Source organism: Paracoccus salsus, assembly GCF_021556615.1.
Lineage (GTDB): Bacteria > Pseudomonadota > Alphaproteobacteria > Rhodobacterales > Rhodobacteraceae > Paracoccus > Paracoccus salsus.
The window spans coordinates 346,899-361,159 of record NZ_JAKGGD010000002.1 but is presented as its reverse complement, the minus strand read 5'-3'; the positions used below and the strand labels follow the sequence as shown (position 1 = coordinate 361,159).

The window sequence follows — 14,261 nt, the reverse complement described above, 5'->3', positions numbered from 1 at the left end:
CCGAAAGGCAAGAAAATGCGCTCGCCCGTCGCGCGTGGCTGGGTGACCGCTGTGACCTGGCGGCTCAGTTCTCGCGGAAGGCGCGGTTGAAGTAATCGGCCAGGGGCTTCAGCAGATAGGACATGGGGCTGCGTTCGCCGGTCTGGATATACACCTCGACCGGCATGCCCGGAATAAGCGCCAACTCACCCAGCTTTTCGCGTTCCTCGGCCGGGATGGTAATCTCGGCGCGGTAGTAGGGCGTTCGCGTCGCCTCATCCATCAGCGCATCGGCGGAAATCCGGTCCAGCTTGCCGTCGATCTCGGGCGTTGTGCGCGAGGAAAAGGACGAGAAGCGCAGGGCGACGGGCTGACCGATCTGGATTTCATCGACATTGATGGTCGCGACCCGCGCGCCGATCACCAGCGGACGGTCCTGCGGGATGACATACATCACCGGATCGGCCGGACCGATGACAGAGCGCGGCGTGGTGACCTGGAGGTTGTAGATGATCCCCGACACCGGCGCGCGGATTTCCAGACGCTCGATCTGCTCGATCAGGCTCCGGCGGCGCTCGGCCAGTTCCAGTTCGCGATAGCCCTGGTCGCGCAGTTGGGTTTCGGCCTCTTCGCGACGCTGTGCCCCCATGCGAAGGCGCTGGATGTCCAGTTCGGTCTGTCGGGTCTCGGCCTCCGCGCGGTTGGCCTGCAATTCGCCAAGCTGGCCGTCCAGCCGCACCGCCTCGCGCTGCAGCGCCAGCACACGGGACGACTGCGCCAGCCCACGCGAAAGCAGGGACTGCTGGTCTTCAAGCTCCTCGGCGATCAGTTCGCGCTGCTTGCCCAAGGCGTCGATCTGCGCGTCGATGCCGTTGATCTGCGCACTGACCTGTTCGGACTGTTTCTGCAACTGCTCCAGCGACTGGCGCAGCGTATCGCGGCGGCTTTCGAACAGGCTTCGCTGCCCGTCGACCAGGCCGGTCAGATCTTCGTTCGTGCCGGCGGCGCTTGTCAGCTGCTCGGGAAAGCTGATCTGGTCGGCATCCGCGCGCTCGGCCTCCAGCCGGCCGCGGCGGGCCAGGATCTCGAAATACTGACCCTCGACGATGACCAGTTCGGTTGCCAGAAGCGTGCCGTCAAGACTGATCAGCAGATCGCCGGCATCCACGGTCTGTCCCTCGACGACTGCGATCCGGCTGACGACGCCGCCATCGGGATGCTGGACCACTTGCCGCTGCTGTTCCACCTCGACCTGGCCGGGTGCGACGACCGCACCAGAGATCCGGCTTTGCATGCCCCAAAGCCCGAATCCGCCGATCAGCACGACGATGCCCAGCATCCCAAGGATCAGCGGGCCCCGGACCGGCCAACGGTCCGGATCAGCGGCGGCGATCGGTCTGGGCGGTGGCGGCGGAGAGGGCGGCGGGACCTTGCGCGGCGGCCGCGCCGGACTGCCTGGCGCGGCCGCCGAGGACGACCGCGCCAATCCCGGCCGGGTCTGCGGCCCGGCCGCCGCGCCCTGCAGGGGTCCGGGCGCGGCCGGGCCGGCATGCGGCGCTGCTGTCGGCACATCCCGTGTTTCCGTCCTCTCCGTCGGCGGGCCCTCGGGGTTGGAAAGGCGCAGCGGCGGATCGGTCGGCGCCGGCCTTGCCTTGGCCCGCGCATCCGGATCCGGAGCGCCTGGCTTGCGGCTGTCCTCGGTCATGTCACGCCTCCGCTGCGGCCAGCCTCTTGCGCCTTCCTGATCTGCGCCGAGTTCTGCACCATCTCTTGCAGGACCTGGTCGCGGGGTCCAAAGGCCCTGCGGACGCCCTGCTCCAGCACCAGCAGCAATTCGCATTCGTTGATGGCGGCGGGGCGGTGCGCCATGATGATGACGGTGCCTTTCTGTGCCTTGACGCGCCGGATCGCTGCGTTCAGCGCCTCGGATCCCTGGTTGTCCAGGTTGGAATTCGGCTCGTCCAGAACCAGCAGCACCGGGTCGGGATAAAGCGCGCGCGCCAGGCCGATGCGCTGGATCTGCCCCCCCGAAAGCCGCCCCGAAGTCTGGCTGATCCGCGTGTCATAGCCGTTGGGCAGGTCAAGGATCATCTGGTGTGCGGCCGCGGCGCGCGCCGCGCGCACAACCCGTTCGGGATCGGGATTGGGCGATAGCCGGGCGATGTTTTCGGCGATCGTGCCGTCGAACAACGTGACCTGCTGTGGCAGGTAACCGATCATCGAGCCCAGCACGTCGGGGTCGAACTGATCCAGCGTCGCACCGCCCAGCCGGATCGAGCCCGCGCCCACCTGCCAGGCGCCGATCAAGGCGCGCGCCAGCGTGGTCTTGCCCGCGCCGGACGGTCCGATCACCCCGAGCGCCTGGCCTGGAGCCACCGAAAAACTGACGCCACGCAGGGTCGCCAACGGCTGACCCGGAGGTGCCACCGAAAGCTGCCGCACGTCCAGCTGCGCCTCGGGCCGGGGCAGGGGGGTCCTGGGCTGTTCGGCGGGCTGGCGCGACAGCAGCCGGGAAAGCCTTTCCCAGCCGTCCTGCGCCGACTGCACGACGGCCCATCCCCCGACCAGTTGCTCGACCGGGGCCAGCGCCCTGCCCATCATGATCGAACTGGCGATCATGGCGCCCGGCGTCAGTTCCTGTCGCAGCACCAGATAGGCGCCAGCCGCAAGCATCGCGCTTTGCAGGAACAGCCGGAAGCTGCGCGAAAACACGGTAAAGCCGGTCGAGACATCGGCTCCGCGTACGGCATTCTCCTGCGCGTCGCTGCGCGCCTTGCGCCAGCGGTCGAAGGTGGCGCTGCGCATCCCCAGCGCGCCGATGACCTCTCCCTCGTCACGGTAAAGATCGGCCATCCGCTGCGCCTGTGCCGAGGCGCGGGTCGATTGTTGCAGCGGGCGGCGCGTCATCCAGCGATTCGCGATCGTCGAGATCACCAGAATCAGCCCGCCGATGGTGGCCACCACGCCCAGAATCGGGTGGAAGATGTACACCACCGCCAGAAAGATCGGTGCCCAGGGCAGATCGAAGATCGCCAGCATCACCGGTGACCCGACGAATCGCTGCACGGAATCCAGATCGCGCATGCCACTGGCGGCCGCCGCCGACTCGTCGCCCGAGATTGCCCCCTCGCGAAGCGCGGCGGTGAAGACGCGCCCCTCCATCCGGTCCTGGAACCGCGCGGCGATCCGCTGGGTCACGCGGTTGCGGGCCAGATCGACAATGCCCATCAGCAAGAACAGGAAGACCACCAGAATGAACAACGCCGCCAGCGTTTCCTGAGAGCGCGAGCTGAGCACGCGGTCATAGACCTGCAGCATGAACAGGGGGCCGGTCAGCATCAGCAGGTTGACGACCGCCGAAAACAGCGCCACGGCCGCGAACAGCGGCAGCCCGGCCGATCGGGCCTTTCGCAGCTCCTGGCCGCCATCCGGCAGAAATGGCGCCTTGCTCATGCCGTTACCGTCCTCATGACCTGTCTCTTCCTGTATCGCCCGGTGGCGGCGTTGGTGCGGCATTGCAGCCGAGACCGACTTGCCGCAAGGTCGCCGGAGCATTATTGCCCGTCAAGCGCCGACTGTCAGCACTTCGTCCTGTCTGGATCGGCTTAATGCCCGAATGGTTAGGAATTCCTTTGCGCCGCCCTGTGTTTCTTTACCCCGTCATCGTGCTCTTGTCGCTTGCCGTGTCAGGCTGTGCCTCGCGGCCGGTGATGCAGGATGGAATTCGGATCGACGATCCATACGAGGTCAGCAATCGCCGCGTGCATGCGTTCAACAAGGCGCTTGACGCCCGTGTGATCGGCCCGGTCGCACGACTTGCCAAGGGGAGCGACGAAGGGGCGGCGGACGCCGGATCGCCCGGCCCTCTGGATCTGGTGATCAACATGGGCTCGAACCTGTCCCTGCCCGGCAAGGTGGCCAACAGCCTTCTGCAGGGCCGCCCGGAACCGGCCGCGAAGAATTTCTTCAGATTCGCGGTGAACTCGACGCTGGGGATCGCGGGTCTGTTCGATCCTGCGGGCCGTGATTTCGGGCTTCCCGAGGCCGACACCGATTTCGGCGAGACGCTGGCGGTCTGGGGGGTCCCCGAAGGCGCCTATGTCGAGTTGCCGGTTCTGGGCCCCTCGACCCAGCGCGACGCGGTCGGCAAGCTGGTCGATGCTGTCATCGACCCGCTGCGGCAACTGCTGGGGACCGACCGTCAGCGGGTGCTGGCGCTTGGCCTGCGGGTGGGCTCAAAAGCCGGTGATCGCGCACGTTTCGGGGATACGGTGGACAGTGTCCTGCGAGATAGTGCCGACAGCTATGCACAAACGCGGTTGATCTATCTGATGCACCGCCGTCACGATCTGGGAGAAGATGGCGATGAAATTGATCCTTATGACGAAACCGGCTCGGGCCCCGATCCCATCGACCCCTATGCGGAATGATCGCCGACGGGTGCTGGCGCTTCTGGCTGCGGGCGGGGCATCCGCGATGCTGCTGCGCGCCAGCCCCGCCCACGCGCTGGATTCCGAACAGGCCAGGGCGCTCATCGACAAGGCGCTTGGCGAGGTCTATTCCGTCATCAACAGCGGCCAGCCGCCCGCCCAGATGTATCGTCAGTTCGAGGCGATCTTTGCGCGCTATGCCGATGTCGACATCATTGCCCGCTCGGCACTGGGCCCGACTGCCCGGCAGTTGGGCGGCCAGCAATTCGCGGCCTACAAACAGGCGTTCCAGGGTTATATCGGCCGCAAATACGGCAAGCGGTTCCGCGATTTCGTTGGCGCGCGCGTGCAGGTGGGCGGCGCCAGGCCCCTGAAAAGCTTCTTCGCCGTAACCTCGACGGCCTATCTGAACGGCCGCGCGCCGATGGAGGTGGAATGGCATGTCTCGGACAAGTCGGGGCGAAACCTGTTCTTCAACATCATCATCGAGGGTGTGAACATGCTGGCCTCCGAGCGCGCCGAGATGGCGGCGATGCTGTCGCGCCGCCGGGGCGATGTCGCCGCATTGACCGCGGATCTGCAGCGGGCAGGCTGAACCCCATGTCGTTCAGAAAGCCTTAATCGCTGCAGCGTAAGGTGATTCCCGCCGATATCGCGGAGGGAACATCGTGAAGGGAATGATATTCGTCGAGCTGCTGGCGATGGCCGATGATCTGCTTGGAGAAGCGGCGGTCGACGAGGTGCTCGACAGCGTGCCACTGTCCTCCGGCGGTGCCTATTCCACGGTCGGCAATTACCCCTGCAGCGATTTGATGCATCTGGTGGGCGCGTTCTCCGATCGCGCCAACACATCGTCGGCAGACCTTCAGCGCGCCTTCGGCAAATGGATGCACGCACGCTTTGTAGAAACCTATCCGACCCATTTCGCGGCGCGGACGGATGCGTTGTCGATGCTGGAAGCGATCGAAGGCGAGGTGCATGTCGAGGTACGGAAGCTTTACCCGGATGCGGAACTGCCGACCTTCGAAAGCCATCGCCTTGCGGACGGCAGGTCGCTGCGCCTGATCTATCGATCGCCCCGGGCGCTGCCCGATGTCTGCCACGGGCTGATCGAGGCATGTGTCCTGCATTTTGGGCAGCCGGCTCATATTTCGCGGCGTGACCTGAGCCTTCAGGACGAGCATGCAACCGAATTCACCGTCCGCATGGCAGGCTGACACCACATGACCGGCATGACCCAGGGCAGGAATGGGCCGCATCCGGCGGTGTCCCGGACCCGCTATGAACGAGAGCGTCGCGCTCGCCACGAGGCCGAGACGCTGCTGGAAGCGAAAAGTCGCCAGCTTTACGAGGCCAATCAGCGCCTTGTCCGCGAGGCCAGGCGGCTGGAAAGGGCGGTGCGCGAACGCACTGCCGAGCTTGAGGCCTCGCGCCACCAGGCCGAGGCGGCCAACGCAGCGAAATCGGCGTTCCTGGCTCATATGAGCCATGAGATCCGCACCCCTCTGAACGGCATCCTGGGCACGGCGACGGCACTGACCGAGACGTCCTTGTCGCCCTCGCAACACAAGATGTTGGCGGTGATCGTCGAATCGGGTGATCTGCTGCTGTCCGTCCTGAACGACATCCTCGACCTTTCCAAGATCGAGGCCGACCGGCTGGAAATCGAGACCATGCCCTTCGATCTGACCGAGGCGGTCGGAGCGATCGAACGTCTTTACCGGCTGAAGGCCGAAGAAAAGGGGCTGGAATTGGCTGTCGAGATCGAGACGGAAAGCTGGATCACGGGCGATCCGACACGCCTCCGACAGGTCCTGGGCAATCTGCTTTCGAATGCGGTCAAGTTCACGGACAGGGGGCAGATCTCCGTGAATGTCCGCATGGATGATGCGGCGGATGCCGGCGGGCTGCTGCGGATCGAGGTGTCTGATACCGGGATCGGCATAAGCCCCGAGCAGATGTCTTGCCTGTTTATTCCCTACAACCAGGCCGATGCCGGCATCTCGCGGCGCTATGGCGGCAGCGGGCTGGGTCTTGCGATCTCGCGGCGGCTGTGTCGGATGCTGGGCGGCGATCTGGTCGCGGAAAGTCGGACCGGAAAAGGCAGCCTCTTTACCGCGACGATGCGCGTTGCGCGGGTCACTGTGCAGCCGAAGGCTGCGCCTCTCGACCACGAGCGACGGTTCATCGACCGGCTGGCAAGCAGGCCGCTGCGGGTGCTGGCCGCCGAGGATAACCTGACCAATCAGCTGGTGCTGAAAAGCCTGTTGAGCCGCTATGACCTGCGGCTGGAAATCGTCGCGAACGGGCAGGCGTTGCTGGATGCCTGGAAGGCCGAGGCAGCCGACGTGATCCTGATGGACGTGGCGATGCCGGTGATGAGCGGGATCGATGCGACGAAGGCCATCCGGCGTGTCGAGGCCGAAGCCGGGCTGCCGCGAACCCCGATCGTGGCGCTGTCCGCAAACGTGATGCTGCACCAGATCCGGGAATACCTCGCCTGCGGCATGGATCTCAGCGTCGCCAAGCCGATAGCGCGCGAGAAGCTGATCAAGGCGCTGGTCACGGTCCTGCCGGACATGGACAACCCCGGAGAAGCCTGACGCAGTCCCGTTTGGACAGCCGTGAAGGGCGGGCGCTAGTTGCCGCCAAATATGCCGTTCAAGGCGCGGCTGAGCGCGTCGTCCGAACTGGCGCTGTTGCTTGTCCCCTCGGTCCGCGGGGCGCCGCCGCCACCGATCTCGGTCGGGGCGGTCAGCACGCGACCGCCCGACTGCTCGGCGTTGCGCTGATTGTCCACGCCGTTCATCACGCCGGCCAGCGCCGCCGCCAGCGGATCATCGGCCGAGCCGGATGTGACGACCTTGGGCGTTCCCTGACCATGCGACATGATGATCCCGCTGCCATCCGGCGACACCGTGGAAAGCGGAAGGACCGGCAGGCCCTCGTGGATATCGGACATCACCGCCTGCCATATCTCGGCCGGCAGGCCGCCCCCGGTCACGTCAGTCAGCGGGGTGTTGTCATCATAGCCCATCCAGACACCGGTCACATATTGCTCGGTGAAACCGACGAACCAGGCATCGCGGTAGCTGCTGGTTGTGCCGGTCTTGCCCGCTGCGGGGCGATCGCCCAGCTTGGCACGGGTGCCGGTACCGCTGTCGATCACCTGCTGCATCATGTAGATCAACTGCCCGGCCGCGCGCTGGCTGATGACGCGCTCCCCCATGCCGCCCATCTGGCCCATCAACGGCTGGTCATCGCCCTTGATGTTCAGCTCGACGAGGCCGTATGGCGCGACCGAGGTGCCGCCGTTGCGGATGCCCGCATAGGCGCCAGTCAGTTCCAGCAGCGTGGCTTCAGAGGCCCCCAGACCCAGCGAGGGGCTTGTGGTAAGGTTGCTGACGATGCCGAAATCATGGGCGACCTGTCGCACCGCGTCGCGGCCGACCGATTCCTGAACACGGATCGTGGCGGTGTTGAGCGAGCGTTTCAGGGCCTCGGTCAGGGTGACCGGCCCATAGAAGCGGCGCGAATAGTTTTGCGGGGACCACGGCTTGCTGCCCGGGATGCGGATGGTCAACGGACCGTCCTGCACCGTATCCGACGGCGAATACCCGGCCTCTAGCGCCGCGGCATAGACGAACGGCTTGAAGCTGGACCCGGTCTGGCGCTTGGCCTGGATGGCGCGGTTGAACGCGCCGTTCACGGTGGTGTCACGCCCGCCGATCATCGCCCGCACGGCACCGTCGGCCGACATGACGACGACCGCGACCTGCGCCTTGCTGCCGGATTTCACCTTCTCATCGAACGTGCGCGCCATGGCCCGTTCTGCGGCGCGTTGAATGCGCTGGTCGAACGTCGTCTTGATCGTCACATCCTCGGCCGTTTCGCTGGTCAGGAAACCCGGGCCCGATTCCATCACCCAATCCGCGAAATACCCGCCCGCGCGGGCCGAGGCCGCCTTGGACAGGACCGCCGGCCGTGCCTTGGCGGTCGCCAGTTCCTGGTCGTCCAGGTAGCCCTCTTCGTGCATCAGGCTCAGGATCACATTGGCGCGATCCTGGCTGCGCTGCAGGTTGGCGGTCGGCGCGAAGTAGCTGGGCGCCTTCAGAAGCCCGGCCAGCATCGCGGCCTCGGCGGGCGTCACATCGGTGGCGGGCTTGTTGAAGTAACGTTCGCTGGCGGCCTCGAAGCCACGTGCTCCGGCGCCCAGATAGGACCGGTTCATGTAGATGTTGAGGATGTCATCCTTGGAATACTTGGCCTCCAGCGCGAAGGCGAATGGCACTTCCTTGGCCTTGCGCCACAGGCTGCCGACGCGGCAGTCCGCTTCGAACTCTGCCTCGTTCTCCCAGCGAATCGGATCGAAGGTCTCGCCCAGGCACAACAGCTTTGCGACCTGCTGGGTGATCGTCGAGCCACCATTGCCCTCAAGCGGTCCGCGGCCCTCGGCCAGGTTGATCTTGACGGCACCGGCGATGCCGCGCGGGCTGATGCCGAGATGCTGATAGAAACGGCGATCCTCGGTCGCGACCACGGCATTGCGCAGGACCGGGGCGATCTTTTCACTGGTCACCGTGCCGAAGGATTCGCCGCGCCAGGCGAAGACGCGGCCTTCGTGGTCCAGCATGGTCACGCTGCCGCGGGCGCGGGCGTCGAACAGTTCCTCGGGTTCGGGCAGGCCGGTATAGTAATAGGCCGAAGCTGCGCCGACGATCAGCAGCATCACCATCGCCAGCCGCCACAGCGATCCCCAGATGATCCGCCACAGCAGGCTGACCGTGCCGGTGATCGCCCGCACGACGGCATTGCCGCGGCGGGCCGGGCGGGTCTTGTGCCGTTTCACGCTTGCCTTCGGCTGGCCCGACGGAGCGGTTTGGTTGCGTTTCTCGGCAACGGGGCTGCGGCCCGTTCGCTTCGGGGTGCCGGTGGGTCGTTTCATTCGTTGGATGCCTGCGTCTCTGCCGGGCCGGTTTTCGTGGCCAAATTGAGATGCACCATACAGCAAGAACTGCCGCGATGGAATTGACCTGACCAATCCGTGATGGCGTAGGGAAACCTGTCTGCGGCCAACCGCCGATGCGGCCAGGATCAGGCTGCAAGCGCTGCAATCGGACTCGTCGCTGCCGCACGGATTTGCCGCGGATCGCGCCGGGGGCGCTCCCGGGTTGCCGTGAAATCCGGCATGTCCACGCCAGTATGCCCCTCTTGCAGGCAATTCCTGTTTCTGCCTCCTGCTTCACCGCCCATGACTTGTGCAGATGGGGTGGAACTGCGGATCAAGCCCTAGTTGGCGGTCCACATTGCGGCCGCCCCACCAGAAGACAGGTGACGACTTATGAAAAAGATGATCCCCGGACTGGTTGCGGCGCTTGCACTGATCGCGCTGCCTGCTTTGGCGCAGGAGGCCGCGCCAACGCCCGAACCCGACGCCCCCCCTGCCGTCAGCGCCGAGGTGGCCTATATCTTCAACACGCTGCTGTTCCTGATCGGGGGCTTTCTGGTGATGTGGATGGCCGCCGGCTTCGCCATGCTCGAGGCGGGGCTGGTCCGGTCGAAAAACGTCACGACCCAGCTTTTCAAGAACATCTCGCTGTTCGCGATCGCGGGCATCATGTACTGGCTGATCGGCTACAATCTGATGTATCCGGCCGACTGGACCGTGTCCGGCGTCATTGGCGAGATCTTCAGTCCCAAGGCTCTGGACCCGGTCGGCGCCGGCGTGGTGGATGACGGCTATTCCGCAGGATCCGACTTCTTCTTCCAGTTGATGTTCTGCGCCACGACGGCGTCGATCGTTTCGGGCACCCTGGCCGAGCGGGTCAAGCTGTGGCCGTTCATGATCTTCACCGTCATCCTGACCGGGGTGATCTATCCGATCGAGGCAAGCTGGCAGTGGGGCGGCGGCTTCCTGTCCGAAATGGGTTTCGCGGATTTCGCCGGCTCGACGCTGGTGCATGCCACGGGCGGGTTCGCCGCGCTTGCCGGCGCGATCGTGCTGGGCGCGCGCTATGGCAAGTATCGCCGCGACGGTCGGATGCAGCCGATGCCGGGTTCGAATCTGGCGCTGGCCACGCTGGGGACGTTCATCCTCTGGCTGGGCTGGTTCGGCTTCAACGGAGCGTCGCAGCTGGCAATCGGGTCGGTGAACGACGCGGCCGATGTCAGCCGGATCTTCGTGAACACCAACATGGCCGCCTCGGCCGGGGCCATCGCAGCGATCATCACGACGCAACTGCTGTACGGCAAGATCGACCTGACGATGGTCCTGAACGGGGCTCTGGCGGGACTGGTGTCGATCACGGCCGAACCGCTGGCTCCTACGGTCTTCGCGGCCCTGCTGATCGGCGGCGTGGGTGGTGCGATTGCGGTCATCGTGGTGCCGCTGCTGGACAGGCTGAAGATCGACGACGTGGTCGGCGCGATCCCGGTGCATCTGGTCGCGGGTATCTGGGGCACGATGATCGTGCCGGCGACCAACCCCGATACCAGCTTCGTGACGCAGGCGATCGGCGTGCTGGCGATCGGTGCCTTTACCTTCATCGTCAGCTTCGTGATCTGGACGGTGCTCAAGGCGACGATGGGGATCCGTGTCGATCGCGAGGCCGAGATCACCGGGCTCGACATCTCGGAAATGGGTATGGAGGCCTATCCCGACTTCGTGCAGGCGAAATAGACCGCACACAGAGTCTCTTCCCGGAGAGAGGCGGGCCGCGCAAGCGGCCCGCCTTTCAGGTGAAGAACGGCGCGGGGCGGCGGTGTTCGGGATGCGCGCGGCCGGTCAGGCGACCCGGCTGACCACGAAATCGGCCAGATCCGACAGCATGTCGCGAATCGGATCCCGAGGCAGCAGCGACAGCGCAGCCTTGGCCCGTTCAGCCCAGTCCAGCGCATCGGCGCGCGCCGCCTGCATCGCGCCGTGACGTGACAGCAGTTGCAGCGCATGCTCCAGGTCGCCGTCGCGCTGGTCGCCCTCTTCGATCACGCGGACCCAGAAGGCGCGCTCGTCGGCATCGGCCTTGGCGACAGCCTTGATGACCGGCAGGGTCAGCTTGCGCTCGCGAAAATCATCGCCGACATTCTTGCCGATGGTTTGCGTCGCCCCGCCGTAATCCAGCAGGTCATCGACGATCTGGAAGGCGATCCCCAGCGCGTCGCCATAATCATGCAGCGCCTGAACCTGCGCCTCGGGCGCCCCGGCGATGACGCCGCCGACCTCGGTCGCGGCGGAAAACAGCGCCGCGGTCTTGCCGCGGACGACCTGCAGATAGACATTTTCGTCGGTGGCCAGGTCCTGCGAGGCCGTCAGCTGCAAAACCTCGCCTTCGGCAATCGTCGCGCTGGCATTTGCCAGGATTTCAAGCGTGCGCATGTTTCCCGGCTCGACCATCAGCTGGAAGCTGCGGGCGAACAGGTAGTCGCCGACAAGCACCGACGACTTGTTGTCCCACAGCAGGTTGGCGGTCGCCCGTCCACGGCGCTGGCGGCTTTCATCCACCACATCGTCATGCAGCAAGGTTGCGGTGTGGATGAATTCGACCGTCGCCGCCAGATGCACGTGGTATGGGCCGTCATAGCCGACCAGCCTGGCCGCCGCCAAGGTCAGCATGGGCCGCAATCGCTTGCCGCCAGCCTCGACCAGATGCGCGGTCACCTCGGGGATGCGCGGCGCGTGCCGGCTGGACATGCGCGCCCGGATCAGCGCGTTCACGGCCTCCATCTCGGCGGCCAGCTTCTCCGACAACCGATCCAGCGGTTTCTGGACGTTTTCGTTCACACCCATGCCCACACCCTGTTCCCGAGCCCTCGCATTGCCACGGCATCGACAAATTCGCAACCGCCGCTTACCTGTTTCTCATGAAAGAACTTTTGCGCAGCAACGACCCCGTCCGCATTTCGCGGGTCCTCGACCTTCTTCAGGGCGAGGGCATCCTTGCATTCGAACTGGACCAGCACATGAGCGTGCTGGAAGGATCGATCGGCATCCTGCCGCGGCGCGTGATGATCGCCGATCGCGACGAATTCATGGCGCGTGCGATCCTGCGCGACGCCGGGCTGGATGACTGAACTGCGCGAGGACGGGTTCCTGGACGGGCGATTGCGGATCGCCCAACCCGCGCGCGGATATCGTTCGGGCGCCGACGCGGTGATGCTGGCAGCCGCCTGCACCGCGCGGCCAGGACAGTCGGTGCTGGAGCTTGGCTGCGGCGCCGGGGTGGCCAGCCTTTGCCTGGGCTGGCGGGTTCCGGGCCTTCGGCTGACCGGGCTGGAGCGACAGGTTGAATACGCCGACCTGGCGCGACACAACGCTGCAGTCAATGGCATCGAGATGACCGTCCTGACCGGCGACCTGGCCAATCCGCCAGATTCGTTGCGGCAGCAGGCCTTCGACCATGTCATCGCCAATCCGCCCTATTTTCTTGGCGGCACACCGTCCATGCTGCCCGGTCGCGCCGCCGCCAGGCAAGAGGACACTCCGCTGGCCCATTGGATCGACGCCGGCCTCAGACGGCTGCGACCCGGCGGCATGTTTGCCGTGATCCAGCGGGCGGATCGGCTGGATGCCCTGATCGCGTCGCTGGCGGGGCGCGCCGGGGCACTGACGATCCTTCCGGTCGCGGCGCGTGCCGGCCGCGAGGCGGGGCGCGTCCTGCTGACGGCCCGCAAGGGCGCGCGCTCTTCGCTGCGCCTGCTGGCACCGTTCGTGATTCACCAGGCGCCCGTGCATGGTGCAGACGGCGAGGATCTGACGGTGGATGCGCGGCAGGTCCTGCGCGAGGGCAAGCCGATCACGGGGCTGTTTGCGAAAGTCTCGTGACAGAATCAAAAAGCTGTGGTGCAATAATCATGTTCGACATAACCACAGAGGAGGACGCGATGTCGGTTACTTCCCATGTTGAGGAGCTGCGCAGGAAGCACCAGTCACTTTCGGATGCCGTTGAAAAGGCGCAGAGAAGTCCTGGTACGAATGATCTTGAGATCACCTCGATGAAGCGCGAAAAGCTTCGCCTCAAGGAAGAAATCTCCCGGCTGTCCCACTGACGCGTTGAACGGTGACAGAGCAATGCAAAAGGCCCGCGCGATCTGCGCGGGCCATTTTCGTTTCCGTGGGTGGCGTTACGAGAAGAACTGCCCGCCATTGGCGCTGATCGTCGAGCCGGTGATGAAACCGGCATCGTCCGCGGCCAGGAAGACAACTGTCCGTGCGATCTCTTCGGGCTCGCCCAGTCGACCAACCGGAATTTGCGGGATGATCCGCTCGTTCAGGACCTTTTCGTCGATGGCACGCACCATTTCGGTCCCGATATAGCCCGGCGCGATGGCGTTTACGGTGATGCCAGCGCGCGCACCCTCCTGCGCCAGAGCGCGGGTGAAACCGATATCGCCGGCCTTGGCCGCCGAATAGTTCGCCTGACCGGCCTGACCCTTCTGGCCGTTCACCGAACTGATATTGACGACGCGCCCGAACTTGCGGTCACGCATGCCGCCCCAGACCGAATGGGTCATGTTGAAGAGGCCCGTCAGGTTGGTGTCGATGACCTCTTTCCACTGCTGCGGCGACATCTTGTGGAACATCGCATCGCGGGTGATGCCGGCGTTGTTGACCAGCACCGCAACCGGGCCCAACTCGTCCTCGACCTGCTTGATGCCGGCCGAGCAGGCATCATAGTCGGCGACCGACCATTTATAGGTCTTGATGCCGGTTTCGTCGGTAAAGGCCTTCGCGGCCTCATCATTGCCGGCATAGTTCGCCGCCACGGTGTAACCGGCCTCTTTCAGCGCCTTGGAAATCGCCGCGCCGATGCCACGCGTACCCCCCGTGACCAGTGCAACTTTCGACATAATTCC

At 65.2% G+C, this 14,261-nt stretch carries 13 protein-coding genes; 8 read left to right on the top strand and 5 right to left on the bottom strand.

Going from position 1 to position 14,261, the window contains the following annotated elements; translation table 11 throughout:
* Positions 1-64: 64 nt before the first annotated feature.
* Positions 65-1,318 (bottom strand): HlyD family type I secretion periplasmic adaptor subunit, encoded by a 1,254-nt coding sequence (locus L1965_RS05045; RefSeq protein ID WP_235755604.1) that lies wholly within the window; start codon positions 1,316-1,318, stop codon positions 65-67.
* A gap of 362 nt (positions 1,319-1,680) precedes the next feature.
* Positions 1,681-3,432 (bottom strand): type I secretion system permease/ATPase, encoded by a 1,752-nt coding sequence (locus L1965_RS05040; protein ID WP_235755318.1) that lies wholly within the window; start codon positions 3,430-3,432, stop codon positions 1,681-1,683.
* Between the two features lie 179 nt (positions 3,433-3,611).
* Between L1965_RS05040 and L1965_RS05035 the strand changes: the two genes are divergently transcribed.
* From L1965_RS05035 to L1965_RS05020, 4 genes are all read left to right on the top strand, one after another.
* Entirely contained in the window at positions 3,612-4,409 is a 798-nt protein-coding gene (locus L1965_RS05035; RefSeq protein WP_235755317.1) for an MlaA family lipoprotein, read from the top strand.
* On the top strand, positions 4,399-5,004 hold the full coding sequence (locus tag L1965_RS05030) for an MlaC/ttg2D family ABC transporter substrate-binding protein (RefSeq protein WP_235755316.1): 606 nt from the start codon (positions 4,399-4,401) through the stop codon (positions 5,002-5,004). The genes L1965_RS05035 and L1965_RS05030 overlap by 11 nt, the downstream gene beginning before the upstream one ends.
* Positions 5,005-5,086: 82 nt before the next feature.
* Positions 5,087-5,626: a heme NO-binding domain-containing protein gene (locus L1965_RS05025; protein ID WP_235755315.1), complete on the top strand. Its 540-nt coding sequence runs from the start codon at positions 5,087-5,089 to the stop codon at positions 5,624-5,626.
* 6 nt (positions 5,627-5,632) lie between these two features.
* Positions 5,633-7,012 carry an ATP-binding protein gene (locus tag L1965_RS05020; RefSeq protein ID WP_235755314.1) on the top strand — a complete coding sequence of 460 codons (1,380 nt, stop codon included), beginning with the start codon at positions 5,633-5,635 and terminating at the stop codon, positions 7,010-7,012.
* Between the two features lie 35 nt (positions 7,013-7,047).
* Here L1965_RS05020 and L1965_RS05015 read toward each other — a convergent pair whose 3' ends face one another.
* Positions 7,048-9,354 (bottom strand): transglycosylase domain-containing protein, encoded by a 2,307-nt coding sequence (locus L1965_RS05015; RefSeq protein WP_235755313.1) that lies wholly within the window; start codon positions 9,352-9,354, stop codon positions 7,048-7,050.
* A gap of 396 nt (positions 9,355-9,750) precedes the next feature.
* Here L1965_RS05015 and L1965_RS05010 point away from each other — a divergent pair, with 396 nt between their 5' ends.
* On the top strand, positions 9,751-11,088 hold the full coding sequence (locus L1965_RS05010) for an ammonium transporter (RefSeq protein ID WP_235755312.1): 1,338 nt from the start codon (positions 9,751-9,753) through the stop codon (positions 11,086-11,088).
* A 105-nt stretch (positions 11,089-11,193) separates the two neighbouring features.
* Here L1965_RS05010 and L1965_RS05005 read toward each other — a convergent pair whose 3' ends face one another.
* Positions 11,194-12,195, bottom strand: coding sequence for a polyprenyl synthetase family protein (locus L1965_RS05005; protein ID WP_235755311.1), 1,002 nt, complete (start codon positions 12,193-12,195; stop codon positions 11,194-11,196).
* Positions 12,196-12,269: 74 nt separating this feature from the next.
* Here L1965_RS05005 and L1965_RS05000 point away from each other — a divergent pair, with 74 nt between their 5' ends.
* From L1965_RS05000 to L1965_RS04990, 3 genes are read left to right on the top strand one after another with little or no spacing between them, the layout of a single operon-like run.
* Entirely contained in the window at positions 12,270-12,479 is a 210-nt protein-coding gene (locus L1965_RS05000) for a putative signal transducing protein (protein WP_235755310.1), read from the top strand.
* On the top strand, positions 12,472-13,230 hold the full coding sequence (locus L1965_RS04995; RefSeq protein WP_235755309.1) for a tRNA1(Val) (adenine(37)-N6)-methyltransferase: 759 nt from the start codon (positions 12,472-12,474) through the stop codon (positions 13,228-13,230). The genes L1965_RS05000 and L1965_RS04995 overlap by 8 nt, the downstream gene beginning before the upstream one ends.
* Before the next feature lie 59 nt (positions 13,231-13,289).
* The gene (locus tag L1965_RS04990; protein ID WP_235755603.1) at positions 13,290-13,454 is read left to right on the top strand and encodes a YdcH family protein; all 165 of its coding nucleotides are present in this window, start codon (positions 13,290-13,292) and stop codon (positions 13,452-13,454) included.
* Between the two features lie 75 nt (positions 13,455-13,529).
* On the opposite strand, the gene phbB is transcribed toward L1965_RS04990, so the two are convergent.
* Positions 13,530-14,255, bottom strand: a complete 726-nt coding sequence (gene phbB, locus L1965_RS04985) for an acetoacetyl-CoA reductase (RefSeq protein WP_235755308.1) — start codon at positions 14,253-14,255, stop codon at positions 13,530-13,532.
* Positions 14,256-14,261 lie beyond the last annotated feature (6 nt).

Excerpts from the sequence above, each read along its gene's own strand:
- L1965_RS05045 (WP_235755604.1), bottom strand. The coding sequence starts at position 1,318 with ATGCTGGGCATCGTCGTGCTGATCGGCGGATTCGGGCTTTGGGGCATG.
- L1965_RS05040 (WP_235755318.1), bottom strand. The coding sequence starts at position 3,432 with ATGAGCAAGGCGCCATTTCTGCCGGATGGCGGCCAGGAGCTGCGAAAG.
- L1965_RS05030 (WP_235755316.1), top strand. The coding sequence starts at position 4,399 with ATGCGGAATGATCGCCGACGGGTGCTGGCGCTTCTGGCTGCGGGCGGG.
- L1965_RS05025 (WP_235755315.1), top strand. The coding sequence starts at position 5,087 with ATGATATTCGTCGAGCTGCTGGCGATGGCCGATGATCTGCTTGGAGAA.
- L1965_RS05020 (WP_235755314.1), top strand. The coding sequence starts at position 5,633 with ATGACCGGCATGACCCAGGGCAGGAATGGGCCGCATCCGGCGGTGTCC.
- L1965_RS05015 (WP_235755313.1), bottom strand. The coding sequence starts at position 9,354 with ATGAAACGACCCACCGGCACCCCGAAGCGAACGGGCCGCAGCCCCGTT.
- L1965_RS05010 (WP_235755312.1), top strand. The coding sequence starts at position 9,751 with ATGAAAAAGATGATCCCCGGACTGGTTGCGGCGCTTGCACTGATCGCG.
- L1965_RS05005 (WP_235755311.1), bottom strand. The coding sequence starts at position 12,195 with ATGGGTGTGAACGAAAACGTCCAGAAACCGCTGGATCGGTTGTCGGAG.
- L1965_RS05000 (WP_235755310.1), top strand. The coding sequence starts at position 12,270 with ATGAAAGAACTTTTGCGCAGCAACGACCCCGTCCGCATTTCGCGGGTC.
- L1965_RS04995 (WP_235755309.1), top strand. The coding sequence starts at position 12,472 with ATGACTGAACTGCGCGAGGACGGGTTCCTGGACGGGCGATTGCGGATC.
- L1965_RS04990 (WP_235755603.1), top strand. The coding sequence starts at position 13,290 with ATGTCGGTTACTTCCCATGTTGAGGAGCTGCGCAGGAAGCACCAGTCA.
- phbB (WP_235755308.1), bottom strand. The coding sequence starts at position 14,255 with ATGTCGAAAGTTGCACTGGTCACGGGGGGTACGCGTGGCATCGGCGCG.